The organism is Methylobacterium sp., from assembly GCF_028290105.1.
GTDB lineage: Bacteria > Pseudomonadota > Alphaproteobacteria > Rhizobiales > Beijerinckiaceae > Methylobacterium.
In genome coordinates, this window is record NZ_JAQGKL010000114.1 from 1 (window position 1) to 12,397 (window position 12,397).

Here is a 12,397-nt window from a genome sequence, read left to right on the forward strand (position 1 = left end):
CTCCTGCTCGAGGACAGCGAGGCGGGCCTGCGCTTCCTGGAGTTCGTCGGCCTGCATCAGGGCGGCCATCACGTGCAGGCGCATGTCGCCGATCTCACCGAAGGAACGGCGCATCTCGGTGATGCGCGCGTCGAGGCCCTGGGCCAACGCCGTCAGGTGCGCCTCCTCGCCTTCGGCGCAGGCCATACGGTAGTTCTTGGCGTCGATGGAGACGTTGATCTGGGGCATGTCGTTTCAGGCCGGTCGAGGGTCGGAACGGTTAGGCGTCGGGGCGTGGCGGCGCCAGCACGCCCTCCACTGTGGCGATGGCCCGGCCGAGGCGTTGGCCGACATCCCGGGACGTCGCCTCCACCTCGACGAGGCGCGCGCTGGCCGCGTCGAGTTCCGCGGCGAGCCGGGCCCGGTCCTCGCCCATGAGCGCGAGTTCGGTTTCCAGGTCGCTCGGGTCCCGCTCGGCCTCGAAGCGATGGGCGACGGCGCCTTCGAGCCGGGACAGCACGGTTTCGAGACGCCGCAAGGCGTCATCGATCATCTCGCTCACGAAACAAACCCCCTCAAGCCCGGGCGGGACTCACCGCCGATCCGCACGCGCTGCCCGCCACATAAGGCTAGCGCCGATCCCGCGAGGGCGCGACCGGGAAAGTACCGGCCCGGAGCGCAGTCGGATCGCTCAAGGAGGTTATCCCCGGGTCGCGCCCTGCATGTGACCTTTGCCCGGATTTGTCACCATGTTAGAGACCCGCCGTCCGCAGACCGGTTATACGGCATGCCGTGACACGTTCAGGCTTTTCGCGCAGGCCCCTCGCGCGCGGCCGCACCGCGCGGCCCGTCCGGATTTGCCTGGCGTTCGAGGGGCCTGTCGGTGGCGACGGTTCATCCGTCGTTCAATCGGGACCCGCACAGAGCGGGCAACGGATCGAGGCCTGCCCGCCGGGCGGCCTGAGACGATCAACAGGCTGCAGGGTGCCGCCAAAGGGTGGCGCCCATTTATGGGAAGGACTCACGCCGTGTCGGTGAAGGTTGCCATCAACGGGTTCGGACGCATCGGCCGCAACGTCCTGCGGGCCATCCACGAGGCCGGCCGCAAGGACATCGAGGTGGTGGCGATCAACGATCTCGGCCCTGTCGAGACCAACGCCCACCTCCTGCGCTTCGATTCGATCCACGGCCGCTTCAACGCCAAGGTCGAGGTCGACGGCGAGTTCATCGTGGTCGACGGGCAGCGCATCAAGGTCACCGCCGTGCGCAACCCGGCCGAGCTGCCGCACCGCGAACTCGGCGTCGACATCGCGCTCGAATGCACCGGCATCTTCACCACGCGGGACAAGGCCAAGGCCCATCTCGAGGCCGGCGCCAAGCGCGTGATCGTGTCCGCGCCCGCCGACGGCGCCGACCTCACGGTCGTCTACGGCGTCAACCACGACAAGCTGACCGCCGATCACCACGTGATCTCGAACGCCTCCTGCACCACCAACTGCCTCGTGCCGGTGGCCAAGGTGCTCAACGATCTCGTGGGGATCGAGCGCGGTTTCATGACCACGATCCACTCCTACACCAACGATCAGCCCTCGCTAGACCAGATGCACAAGGACCTCTACCGGGCCCGCGCCGCGGCCCTGTCGATGATCCCGACCTCCACCGGTGCCGCCAAGGCCGTCGGCCTCGTGCTGCCGGAGCTGAAGGGCAAGCTCGACGGGACCTCGATCCGCGTGCCGACCCCGAACGTCTCGGCCGTCGACCTGGTCTTCACCGCCAAGCGCGCGACCACGGTCGAGGAGATCAACAACGCCATCCGCGCCGCCGCCGACGGCCCGCTGAAGGGCGTGCTCGCCTATACCGACCAGCCCAACGTCTCGATCGACTTCAACCACGACCCCCACTCGTCAACCTTCCACCTCGATCAGACCAAGGTCATGGACGGCACCTTCGTGCGCATCCTGGCCTGGTACGACAACGAGTGGGGATTCTCGAACCGCATGGCCGACACCGCCGTGGCGATGGGCAAGTTGCTCTGAGCCGCACCGCCGGCTTCTGACGGACTTCAACGTTCCCGAAGACCCAAGATGGTACGCCTGACATGACAGAGACTTCCCCAACCGGACGCGACTTCATCCCAGGCAGCATCCCAGCCTCGTCGCCGGCCCCCACCCCGGCGACGATCGCATCTGCGGCGTCGCCGCCCGCGCTCGTCGCAAAAACCGAATCCGTGAGCGCGCCGACCTCTGCGCCGGGTGGCGACCAGCTCGCCCGGATCGAGGACAAGTGCGCGCGGATCGAGGACAAGTACGCCCGCTCCGAGGCCCTGCTCTCCCGCGTGGAGGAGAAGGTCGAGGGAGCCGCCGCCCGCATGAACGAGGCCGCCCGCCAGAGCGACCTCTCGGCCCTGCGCAGCGAGGTTCGCGCGGTCGCCGATCGCACTCGCGGCCTGCCGGGCTCCGGTGCCCTCGTGCTCACCGCGATCATCACCGCCGTGCTGACGGTGGCGCTCACCATCGCGGCCCAGCGCTTTCACCTCGAAACCCTCCTGCCGCCGCGCTGATCCCGCCCTCAGACGCCCCAACGCCCAGGCTCCGATGACCGCTTTCCGCACCCTTGACGATGCCGGCCCGCTCCAGGGCAAGCGCGTGCTCCTGCGCGTGGACCTGAACGTGCCGATGGAGGGTGGACGCGTCACCGATGCCACGCGGATCGAGCGGATCGTGCCTACGATCCGCGAGATCGCCGACAAGGGCGGGCGCGTCGTCCTGCTGGCCCATTTTGGACGTCCCAAGGGTAAGCCCGTGGCGTCGGAATCGCTCCAGCCCGTGGTCGAGACCCTGAGCCGGTGTCTCGGCCGGCCCGTGTCCTTCGCCGAGGATTGCGTCGGCCCGGCCGCCGCCGATGCCGTGGCCGCCCTCGAGGACGGCAGCGTGCTGCTCCTCGAGAATACCCGCTTTCACGCGGGTGAGGAGACGAACGACAAGGCCTTCACGGAGGCACTCGCCGCCAACGGCGATCTCTACGTCAACGAGGCGTTCTCGGCCGCGCACCGGGCACACGCCTCCACCGAGGGCCTGGCCCACGTGCTTCCGGCCTATGCCGGGCGCCTCATGCAGGCGGAACTCGACGCCCTGACCAAGGGACTCGAATCCCCGGCCCGGCCCGTCATCGCCCTCGTCGGCGGCGCCAAGGTCTCGTCCAAGATCGACCTCCTGCAGAACCTCGTCGCCAGGGTCGACATGCTCGTCATCGGCGGCGGCATGGCCAACACCTTCCTGCACGCGCTAGGCAAGGGCGTCGGCAAGTCGCTCTGCGAGAAGGATCTCGCCGAGACCGCGCATCGCATCATTGCGGCGGCCGAGGCCGCCAAGTGCCGCATCATCCTCCCGGTCGATGCGGTGTCGGCCGCCGAGTTCAAGGCGAACGCCGCGCACGAGACCGTCTCGGTGGACGCGGTCCCCGAGAACGGCATGATCCTCGATGCCGGCCCCGCCTCGGTCGCCGAGATCAACGCGGCCATCGACGAGGCCGCGACCCTGGTCTGGAACGGGCCGCTCGGCGCCTTCGAGCTTTCCCCGTTCGATGCCGCCACCGTGGCCGCCGCGCGGCATGCCGCCGAGCGCACCAAGGCCGGCAAGCTCGTCTCGGTGGCGGGCGGCGGCGACACGGTCGCGGCCCTCAACCATGCGGGCGTGGGCGAGGCGTTCTCGTACGTCTCCACGGCCGGCGGCGCCTTCCTGGAATGGCTGGAGGGCAAGGAATTGCCCGGCGTCGAGGCCCTGCGCGCCAAGGCTTGAGCCCGGACCCGGACCGATTGCAACGGGCCGCCGAAGGTCCGAAAAGACCAAAGAATTCTGAAAATGTAGCGCGCCAGCCGGCGCGACGGTCAGCGGATCGCCCCGGCGGTCGGATGTACGGAGAAACCCATGGCCCGCATTACCCTGAGGCAGCTCCTGGACCACGCCGCCGAGCATGAATATGGCGTACCGGCTTTCAACCTGAACAACATGGAACAGGGCCTCGCCATCATGGCGGCCGCGGATGCCACCGATTCGCCGGTGATCCTCCAGGCGAGCAAGGGCGCGCGCGCCTATGCTAACGACATCGTCCTCGCCAAGCTCATCGACGGCCTGGTCGAGATCTATCCTCACATCCCCGTCTGCATGCATCTCGACCACGGCAGCGACGAGGCGACCTGCGCCACGGCGATCCAGTACGGCTTCACCTCGGTGATGATGGACGGCTCCCTGAAGGCCGACGGCAAGACCCCGGCCGACTACGCCTACAACGTCGAGATCACCCGCAACGTCACCAAGATGGCCCATTGGGCCGGCGTCTCGGTGGAGGGCGAACTCGGGGTGCTCGGCTCGCTGGAGAGCGGCGAGGGCGAGGCCGAGGACGGCCACGGCGCCGAAGGCGTGCTCAGCCACGACCAGCTGCTCACCGACCCGGACGAGGCCGTGAAGTTCGTGCAAGCCACCAAGGTCGACGCGCTCGCCGTCGCCATGGGCACCTCGCACGGCGCCTACAAGTTCACCCGTAAGCCCGACGGCGACGTGCTGGCGATGAACGTCATCGAGGAGATCCACCGGCGCCTGCCCACCACCCACCTCGTGATGCACGGCTCCTCCTCGGTGCCCCAGGACCTGCAGGACATCATCAACCAGTACGGCGGAGAGATGAAGCCGACCTGGGGCGTGCCGGTCGAAGAGATCCAGCGCGGCATCAAGCACGGCGTTCGCAAGATCAACATCGACACGGACAACCGGATGGCGATGACGGGCCAGATTCGGAAGATCCTGGCCGAGAACAAGGCCGAGTTCGACCCGCGCAAGTACCTCAAGCCCGCCATGGAGGCGATGACGAAGCTCTGCCGCCAGCGCTTCGAGGAGTTCGGCACCGCCGGCCAGGGCTCGAAGATCCGCCCGGTCTCGGTGGCCACCATGGCCAAGCGTTACGCCGACGGCTCCCTCGACCCGAAGATCGGCGCCGCGCGCTGAGGCGCGAGCGAAGGACCCCGCATGTCGGAACCCCGCACACGCCTCGCCCTGCTGAGCCCGCATCGGGTCGAGGCCGCTGACGCCGACGCCCTCGCGGCGGCCATCACCGCCGCCGGCGCGGCGGGCGACGTCGCCGCGATCCTTCTGCGGCTCGCGCCCTTCGACGAGCGCAGTCTCGTCAACCTCGTCAAGCGCCTCGCACCTGTCGCACAGGCGATCGGCGCGGCATTGGTCGTGTCCTGCGCCGGGTTTGCCGGAGACCTCGTCAGCGTCTCGGCCCGGGGCGGGGCCGACGGCGTCCACCTCGACAAGCCGAGGGACGGGGCTTTGCGCGAGTTGCGCGACCGTCTCGACGACGGCCGCATCCTCGGGGCCGGTGGTCACGAGCAGAAACACGCCGCCATGGAGGCGGGCGAGGCGGGCGTCGACTACGTGATGTTCGGTGGCCTCTATGCCGACGGCATCGCGCCGGACGCCGAGACGGTGGTGGACCGCGCCGCCTGGTGGACCGAGATCTTCGAGACGCCCTGCATCGCGGTGGCGCATGCAGCCGACCAGGTCGGGCCGATCCTCGCCACGGGGGCCGAGTTCCTCGGTCTCGAAAGCGCTTTGTGGATCGGGGAGGGCACCGATGTGGCCGCCATCCAGGCACAGGTCACGGCCGCCGCGGAGGTGAGTTCGTGAGGCTGGCACCCGGGCTTCTTGTCCTGGCGCTCGGCGCGAGCGCGGCCCATGCCGCGACGACCCTGTCGCCGGACTCGGCCAAGCCCGTCACCAAGGAAGTGTTCAAGGCGCCCCTGAAGGAGCTGCCGACACCCTACACGCCGAATGCGGTGCGGCTCGTGCCCTTCGCGCCCAAGCCCGGCGACAGCCCGCCGGACGCCGCCTTCGGCGCCTATCAGCGCGGGCAGTACACCACCGCCTTCCGCGAGGCGACGAGGCGGATCGCTGCCGACTCGAAGGACGCCGCGGCGATGACGCTGCTCGGCGAACTCTACAACCAGGGCCTCGGCATCAAGCAGGACCCGGTCAAGGCCGCCGAATGGTACCGGCTCGCGGCTCAGCAGGGCGACGTCCATGCCATGGCCTCGCTCGGCCTGATGTCCATCGACGGTCGCGGCGGCGCCAAGGACATGAAGGCCGGTCGCCAATGGCTGGAGAAGGCCGCCGACAAGGGCGACACCACCGCGGCCTACAACCTCGCGCTGATCCTCCTCGGTAGTGGCACCGACCCGGACCAGACCCGCGCGGCGACGCTGTTCCGCAAGGCGGCCGAAGGCGAGATCGGCGCGGCACAGCACGATCTCGGCGTGCTCTACCTGCAGGGGCGCGGCGTGGCGAAGGACCCCGCCCAGGCGGCCGAGTGGTTCCGGCGCGCGGCCGACAACGGCGATCTCGCCGGCGAGGTCGAGTTCGCGATCCTGCTCTTCAACGGCACCGGCCTGCCGAAGGACGAGGCCCGGGCAGCGCGCTACTTCCTGCATGCCGCGGCGCGCGGCAACGCCATCGCGCAGAACCGGGCCGCCCGCCTCTTCGTGGTCGGGCGCGGGGTCCAGAAGAACCCGGTCGAGGCCGCCGCCTGGAACCTCGCCGCCTCGGCCCAGGGGCTGTCCGATGCCTGGCTCGACGACAATCTGAAGGGGCTCACGCCCGACGAGCGTTCCCGCGCCGAGACGCTCGCCGCCGAGCGCGCCAACGTCAAATAACGCCCCCGGGGGGCAGGTCCGCATTCGGCAGGGGTGAGAGCCAGCGCAAACGTGCTATGGCGGCGCCAATTCGCCCGCGATGCGACGTTCTTTGAAGAGACTTGGACCCTTAGATCGATGATCAGCTCACCCCTCATGACCGTCATGGTCGATGCCGTCCGCAAGGCGGCCCGCGGCCTCAAGCGCGACTACGGCGAGATCGAGAACCTCCAGGTTTCCCGCAAGGGGCCGGGCAACTTCGTCTCGGCGGCCGACCGCAAGGCCGAGGAGGTGCTGAAGGACGCGCTGATGAAGGCGCGCCCGGGCTACGGCCTGATCCTCGAGGAATCCGGAAACGTCGAGGGTGCGGACAAGAGCCACACCTGGCACGTCGATCCCCTCGACGGCACCACCAACTTCCTGCATGGCATCCCGCACTTCGCCATCTCGGTGGGCCTCGAGCGCGAGGGTCAGATCGTGGCCGGCGTGATCTACGACCCGGCCAAGGACGAATTGTTCGTCGCCGAGCGCGGCAAGGGCGCCTACCTCAACAACCGCCGCCTGCGCGTCTCGGGCCGGACCGACATGGCCGACGCGCTGGTAGCCTACGGCTCGCCCTATCTCGGGCGCGGCGACCACCCCAAGCTCCTGCGCGAAGTCGCCGCCGTCATGGCGGTCACGGGGGGCGCCCGCCGCTTCGGCTCGGCCGCCCTCGATCTCGCCTACGTCGCCTGCGGGCGCTCGGATCTCTACTGGGAGCGCGATCTCCAAACCTGGGACATCGCGGCCGGCATCATCCTGGTGCGCGAGGCCGGCGGCTTCGTCACCAGCGCTGACGGCGGTGCCGAACCGCTCGCGGCCCGATCCGTCGCCTGCGGCAACGAGATCCTGCACGGCGAACTCGTCAAGCTCCTGCGCCGCGCGCACGCGCACGCCTGAGGGGCATTTCCGCACCCCTCGCTTCCGCAACATCTCCCGAGAGGCCGCCCGCATGGAATCCCGCCGCCACATCGCGTTGAAGGATTCGATCCGCTCGATCCCCGACTACCCGAAGCCCGGCATCGTGTTTCGCGACATCACGACCCTGCTCAGCGACCCGCGTGCCTTCCGGCGCGCGGTCGATGCGCTGGTGCATCCCTATGCGGGTGGGCGGATCGACCAAGTGGCCGGCATCGAGGCGCGGGGCTTCATCCTCGGCGGCGCGGTGGCGCACCAGCTCTCCTCGGGCTTCGTGCCGATCCGGAAGAAGGGCAAGCTGCCCCACAAGACCGTCTCGATCGCCTACGCCCTCGAATACGGCACCGACGAGATGGAAATCCACGTCGATGCCATCAAGCCGGGTGACCGCGTTCTCCTCGTCGACGACCTCATCGCCACCGGCGGCACGGCCTGCGCCGCGGTGAACCTGCTGCGCCGCATCGGCGCCGAGGTGGTGGCCGCCTGCTTCGTCATCGACCTGCCGGAAATCGGCGGCGCCCAGAAGCTGCGCGACCTCGACGTGCCGGTGCGGACCCTGATGGAATTCGACGGGCACTGAATCCGTTCGATTCTTCTCCCGTTCGCGGGAGAAGTTTGCCGGCGTCAGCGGGTTGAATGACGGTCCCCTTTTCGCGAGGCGTCGGCTCTGCGCTCGTCCTCTCCCCCGAAGGGAAAAAGTTCTCGGAGCCTACGCCGCCAGGCTCTCGAAGAGCCCGCGCCCATCGGTCCCGCCCACGAGATCCTCCACGAAGTTTTCCGGGTGGGGCATCAGACCGAGCACGTTGAGCTTCTCGGAGTAGATGCCCGCGATGGAGTTCAGCGAGCCGTTGCGGTTGGCATCCACCGTGAGGTTGCCGGCGGCGTCGCAGTAGCGGAACGCCACGCGTCCGTCGCCTTCGAGCCGCGCGATTGTCTCGGCATCCGCGAAGTAATTGCCCTCGCCATGCGCCACGCAGACGTCGATGACCTGGTCTTTGGCATAGGCCGAGGTGAACCGGGTGTCGGCGCGCTCGACGCGCAGCAACTGGCGATGGCAGATAAAGCGCCGGTCGACGTTGCGCATCAGGACGCCGGGCAGCAGGCCCGATTCGCACAGGATCTGGAAGCCGTTGCAGATGCCGAGCACGAGGCCGCCGCGCGCCGCATGGGCGCGGACCGCATCCATGGCCGCCGCACGTCCCGCGATGGCGCCGCAGCGCAGGTAGTCGCCGTAGGAGAAGCCACCCGGCAGGACGGCGAGATCGGTACCCGCCGGCAGTTCGGTGTCCGCGTGCCAGACCTTGACGACCTCCGCCCCCGAACGGGTCAGGGCATGGGCGACGTCGGCATCGCGGTTGGAGCCGGGAAAGACGATGATGGCGGCGCGCATCAGGCGATCTCGATGGCGTAGTTCTCGACCACGGTGTTGGCGAGCAGCTTCTCGCATGCGGCCTTGAGGGTGGCCTCCGCGACCGTACGGTCGTCGCCCGCGATCTCGACGTCGAAGACCTTGCCCTGGCGGACGCCATCGACGCCGCTGAGGCCGAACGACGTCAAGGCCGCCTCGATCGCCTTGCCCTGCGGGTCCAGCACGCCGGTCTTCAAGGTGACGATGATGCGTGCTTTCATGGGGTCGAACTCAATCTCGTGGCAGGGCATCGCTCGTGACGGAGCATCGGGTGTCGCGGCATCATGGCGATAATCAGGAAACGTGCCCCAGGCAACGCAAAACGGCCCCCGTCGGGGCCGTGCGTGATCGCCAGCGGTGGAATGCGCTCTAGCGGGATGCCGTCGTCGGGCCGCGAAGAGGCTCGATGCTGGTCGCACGGCGCCACAATTGCAGCATGACCCAGGCGGCGAACAGGCTGAACAGAGCCATAAGGACATGACCGACGGTATCGCCGAGATCGAACAGGCCCGCCAGCGCCCAGCCGGCCGCGATAGCCACGGCGAACACCTCAGTGCCGACGAGGACCATCATGCTGGCGATGGTGATCAGGTTACGCGTGTTCACGTCGATTTGGTCCTGTCGCCGGCATCACGCCGAGAGCCTCGGCGTGACGGTTGTGAGTTGGCGACGTAGCGCGAACCGGGTCGGTCGCGCAACGTCGCCGCATCTCGCTTCAGCGCGGGGCGCGCTTGGCCAGGATGCGCTGAAGGGTCCGGCGGTGCATATTGAGGCGCCGCGCCGTTTCCGAGACGTTGCGTCCACAGAGTTCATAGACACGCTGGATGTGCTCCCAGCGCACCCGGTCCGCCGACATCGGGTTTTCGGGCGGGTCGGCGCGCTCGCCGGGCTGCGCCATCAGCGTGCCGTGGATCTCATCGGCATCGGCGGGCTTGGCGAGGTAGTCGAAGGCGCCGAGCTTCACCGCCGTGACCGCCGTGGCGATATTGCCGTAGCCGGTCAGGATGACGCCGCGCGCTTCCGGGCGGCGCTCCTTCAAGCGGGCGATCACGTCGAGGCCGTTTCCGTCCCCGAGCCGCATGTCGATCACCGCGAAAGCCGGCGGACGTACGTCCACCATGGAGACGCCTTCGGCGACACTCTCGGCCACTTGGACTTCGTAGCCACGCATCTCCATGGCCCGGGCGAGCCGCGTCGAGAAAGGCTTGTCGTCATCGACGATCAGAAGCGTGCGGTCGGTGAACGCCGCCAACGGATCGTGATCGCCAAGCTGCGCGATATCGGCGCCGGGCGCCGTTGTTCCGGTCTGCGTCAGCATCGACGCTCCTCCGTGTTCCTGATCAATCTTCGAGACTGTTCTCTTCTGCCGTTTATATAGGTGTCGCACCGGTTTCGGTTAGGGGTTGCCCACGACTCAATTGCGCGTGATGGAGCGCGAGGGCGTCGCGCTCGAAGATGTGGCGCGCCCAACCGATCCTGACGACGGCTCCGGTGGCCTCGGATTGAGAGGCGTTCGACAAGGTCAACTGTGCGCCGGAGCGTTCGATCAGTGTCTTGGCGATAAAAAGTCCGAGGCCGAGGCCCGCGCCCGTGCTGTCGGGCTTGCGCGAGCGGTCGGGGCTGCGGGTGGTGACGTAGGGCTCGCCCGCCCGGAGCAGGACCTCGCTGGAGAAACCGGGGCCGTCGTCGCGGATCTCCAGCCAGACCCGCTCGAACGTCCAGCGCGCCTCGATCACCACCCGGACGGACGCGAAATCGACGGCGTTGTCGACGATGTTGGCGAGCCCGAACATCACGCCCGGATTGCGCCGGCAGACCGGCTCCGGCCCCTCGCCCTGGTTCGAGACCTCAAGCACGATACCCATGGCGCGCTGCGGCTCGACGAGTTCCTCGACGAGGTGGCTGAGGCTCACGGTCTGCAGGAAGCCGCCCTCGTCGCTGTCGAGGGAGGTCAGCTTCGAGAGGATGCCCCGGCAGCGGTCGACCTGATCGCGCAGGAGGGCGAGATCCTCCCGCACCGAGGGGCTGGCGGTGGTCGCGAGTTGACGCGTCAGTTCCTTCGTCACCACCATGATGGTGCCCAGCGGCGTCCCGAGCTCGTGGGCGGCGGCCGCCGCGAGCCCATCGAGCTGCGAGAGGTGCTGCTCGCGCGCCAGCACCAGTTCGGTGGCGGCGAGCGCCTGGGCGAGCTGGCGCGTCTCCTCGGCGACCTTCCAGGCGTAGACGCCCGTGAAGGCGGTGCCGAGCAGGATCGCGGTCCAGATGCCGGAAATGTAGAGGAACGGCAGTTCGAGCCGCCCGTCCGCGAACCAGGGCAGCGGACGGTGCACCAGCGCCAGCAGGGTCGCGAGGCCGATGGCGAGGAGCCCGAGCGCCAGGGTCCGCTCCGGCGGCAGGGCGGTGGCCGAGATCAGCACGGGCGCGAGGAACAGCAGGGAGAACGGGTTCTGCAAGCCGCCGGTGAGGAACAGCAGGGCCGCGAGCTGGACGATGTCGAAGGCGAGCAGGAGTGCCGCCGAATCGTCGCTCAGGCGGTAGCTCGCGGGAAAGCGGATGCGCAGCGCCAGGTTCAGCCAGGACGAGGTGGCGATGACGAGGAAGCACCAGCCGAACGGCAGCGGCAGCCCCAAGCCGAACTGCGCCCCGCCCACCGCCGCGCTCTGCCCGGTGATCGCGAGCCAGCGCAGTCGCACGAAGGTGTCGAGGCGCAGGTGCCGGGCGTCGCGGACGAAGCCGTTGGTGCTCATGTCGATCATGTGGAGGGAACGATAGGGCCCGGATGTCTCGCGTCCATCCCTAAACGTCCCTGTGCGCCGCTCCTGTCGACACCGCTTTTGCGCTAAGCCGGGGGACACGGGTCCGGAACGATCCGACGCGGCGCGGTCCGCGAAACGCTCGCGGGGAGCGAAGCCGGCGCCAAGGGGAGCGAATCCGTGAACCTGTCCTATTACTGGTACGAGGCGGCGCGCATCATGACGACGCCGGCGCGCCTCGTCGCCGACATGGCCAAGCACAGCCTTCAGAACCCCGCCAACCCGCTGGCCTACACGCCCTACGCCCGCTCGCTCGCGGCGGCCTGCGAGATGTTCGAGCGCGTGACGCGCCGCTACGGCAAGCCGAACTTCGATTTCAAGCAGATCACGATCGACGGCACGCCCGTGCCTGTGACCGAGCGCGTGGTCTGGGAGCGCCCCTTCTGCCGTGTGGTCACCTTCGACCGCGTATTCGCGCGCGGCCCCGCCGAGCCGCAGCCCAAGCTCCTCATCGTGGCGCCGATGTCGGGGCACTATTCCACGCTCCTGCGCGGCACCGTGGAGGCGATGCTGCCCGACCATCAGGTCTTCATTACCGACTGGACCGATGCCCGC

At 68.6% G+C, this 12,397-nt stretch carries 15 protein-coding genes and 1 pseudogene; 9 read left to right on the forward strand and 7 right to left on the reverse strand.

Annotated elements, in window-relative coordinates; genetic code table 11:
• Together zapA and JWQ05_RS08480 are read right to left on the reverse strand one after the other, a co-directional pair.
• Positions 1 to 228, reverse strand: a 228-nt coding sequence (zapA, locus tag JWQ05_RS08475) for a cell division protein ZapA (RefSeq protein WP_299657518.1), incomplete at its 3' end; no start/stop codon positions are given.
• Between the two features lie 31 nt (positions 229 to 259).
• Positions 260 to 532: a DUF4164 domain-containing protein gene (locus JWQ05_RS08480; protein WP_299657546.1), complete on the reverse strand. Its 273-nt coding sequence runs from the start codon at positions 530 to 532 to the stop codon at positions 260 to 262.
• A gap of 475 nt (positions 533 to 1,007) precedes the next feature.
• On the opposite strand from JWQ05_RS08480, the gene gap reads away from it, so the two are divergent.
• The 8 genes from gap (at position 1,008) to JWQ05_RS08520 (ending at position 8,201) form a co-directional block, all read left to right on the forward strand.
• On the forward strand, positions 1,008 to 2,015 hold the full coding sequence (gap, locus tag JWQ05_RS08485; RefSeq protein WP_299657519.1) for a type I glyceraldehyde-3-phosphate dehydrogenase: 1,008 nt from the start codon (positions 1,008 to 1,010) through the stop codon (positions 2,013 to 2,015).
• Between the two features lie 62 nt (positions 2,016 to 2,077).
• Positions 2,078 to 2,539, forward strand: coding sequence for a hypothetical protein (locus JWQ05_RS08490; RefSeq protein WP_299657521.1), 462 nt, complete (start codon positions 2,078 to 2,080; stop codon positions 2,537 to 2,539).
• A gap of 34 nt (positions 2,540 to 2,573) precedes the next feature.
• Entirely contained in the window at positions 2,574 to 3,776 is a 1,203-nt protein-coding gene (locus tag JWQ05_RS08495) for a phosphoglycerate kinase (protein ID WP_299657523.1), read from the forward strand.
• Positions 3,777 to 3,905: 129 nt separating this feature from the next.
• Positions 3,906 to 4,979 carry a class II fructose-bisphosphate aldolase gene (fba, locus tag JWQ05_RS08500; RefSeq protein ID WP_299657526.1) on the forward strand — a complete coding sequence of 358 codons (1,074 nt, stop codon included), beginning with the start codon at positions 3,906 to 3,908 and terminating at the stop codon, positions 4,977 to 4,979.
• A 21-nt stretch (positions 4,980 to 5,000) separates the two neighbouring features.
• A complete protein-coding gene (locus JWQ05_RS08505) occupies positions 5,001 to 5,663 on the forward strand; it encodes a thiamine phosphate synthase (protein ID WP_299657528.1) in 663 nt (220 codons plus the stop codon).
• Positions 5,660 to 6,685, forward strand: a complete 1,026-nt coding sequence (locus tag JWQ05_RS08510) for a tetratricopeptide repeat protein (RefSeq protein ID WP_299657530.1) — start codon at positions 5,660 to 5,662, stop codon at positions 6,683 to 6,685. The genes JWQ05_RS08505 and JWQ05_RS08510 overlap by 4 nt, the downstream gene beginning before the upstream one ends.
• Before the next feature lie 117 nt (positions 6,686 to 6,802).
• Positions 6,803 to 7,603, forward strand: a complete 801-nt coding sequence (locus JWQ05_RS08515) for an inositol monophosphatase family protein (RefSeq protein WP_299657532.1) — start codon at positions 6,803 to 6,805, stop codon at positions 7,601 to 7,603.
• 52 nt (positions 7,604 to 7,655) lie between these two features.
• A complete protein-coding gene (locus JWQ05_RS08520) occupies positions 7,656 to 8,201 on the forward strand; it encodes an adenine phosphoribosyltransferase (protein WP_244010668.1) in 546 nt (181 codons plus the stop codon).
• A gap of 129 nt (positions 8,202 to 8,330) precedes the next feature.
• Here JWQ05_RS08520 and purQ read toward each other — a convergent pair whose 3' ends face one another.
• From purQ to JWQ05_RS08545, 5 genes are all read right to left on the reverse strand, one after another.
• A complete protein-coding gene (gene purQ, locus JWQ05_RS08525; RefSeq protein WP_299657536.1) occupies positions 8,331 to 9,011 on the reverse strand; it encodes a phosphoribosylformylglycinamidine synthase subunit PurQ in 681 nt (226 codons plus the stop codon).
• Positions 9,011 to 9,250 (reverse strand): phosphoribosylformylglycinamidine synthase subunit PurS, encoded by a 240-nt coding sequence (purS, locus tag JWQ05_RS08530; RefSeq protein WP_299657538.1) that lies wholly within the window; start codon positions 9,248 to 9,250, stop codon positions 9,011 to 9,013. The genes purQ and purS overlap by 1 nt, the downstream gene beginning before the upstream one ends.
• A gap of 148 nt (positions 9,251 to 9,398) precedes the next feature.
• Complete coding sequence (locus tag JWQ05_RS08535; RefSeq protein ID WP_299657540.1) at positions 9,399 to 9,635, reverse strand: hypothetical protein; 237 nt, start codon at positions 9,633 to 9,635, stop codon at positions 9,399 to 9,401.
• 109 nt (positions 9,636 to 9,744) lie between these two features.
• Positions 9,745 to 10,347 carry an ActR/PrrA/RegA family redox response regulator transcription factor gene (locus tag JWQ05_RS08540; RefSeq protein WP_299657542.1) on the reverse strand — a complete coding sequence of 201 codons (603 nt, stop codon included), beginning with the start codon at positions 10,345 to 10,347 and terminating at the stop codon, positions 9,745 to 9,747.
• 52 nt (positions 10,348 to 10,399) lie between these two features.
• Positions 10,400 to 11,785 carry an ActS/PrrB/RegB family redox-sensitive histidine kinase gene (locus JWQ05_RS08545; protein ID WP_299657544.1) on the reverse strand — a complete coding sequence of 462 codons (1,386 nt, stop codon included), beginning with the start codon at positions 11,783 to 11,785 and terminating at the stop codon, positions 10,400 to 10,402.
• A 177-nt stretch (positions 11,786 to 11,962) separates the two neighbouring features.
• Here JWQ05_RS08545 and JWQ05_RS08550 point away from each other — a divergent pair.
• Positions 11,963 to 12,397 (forward strand): annotated as a pseudogene (locus JWQ05_RS08550) (polyhydroxyalkanoate depolymerase); the annotation flags it as partial.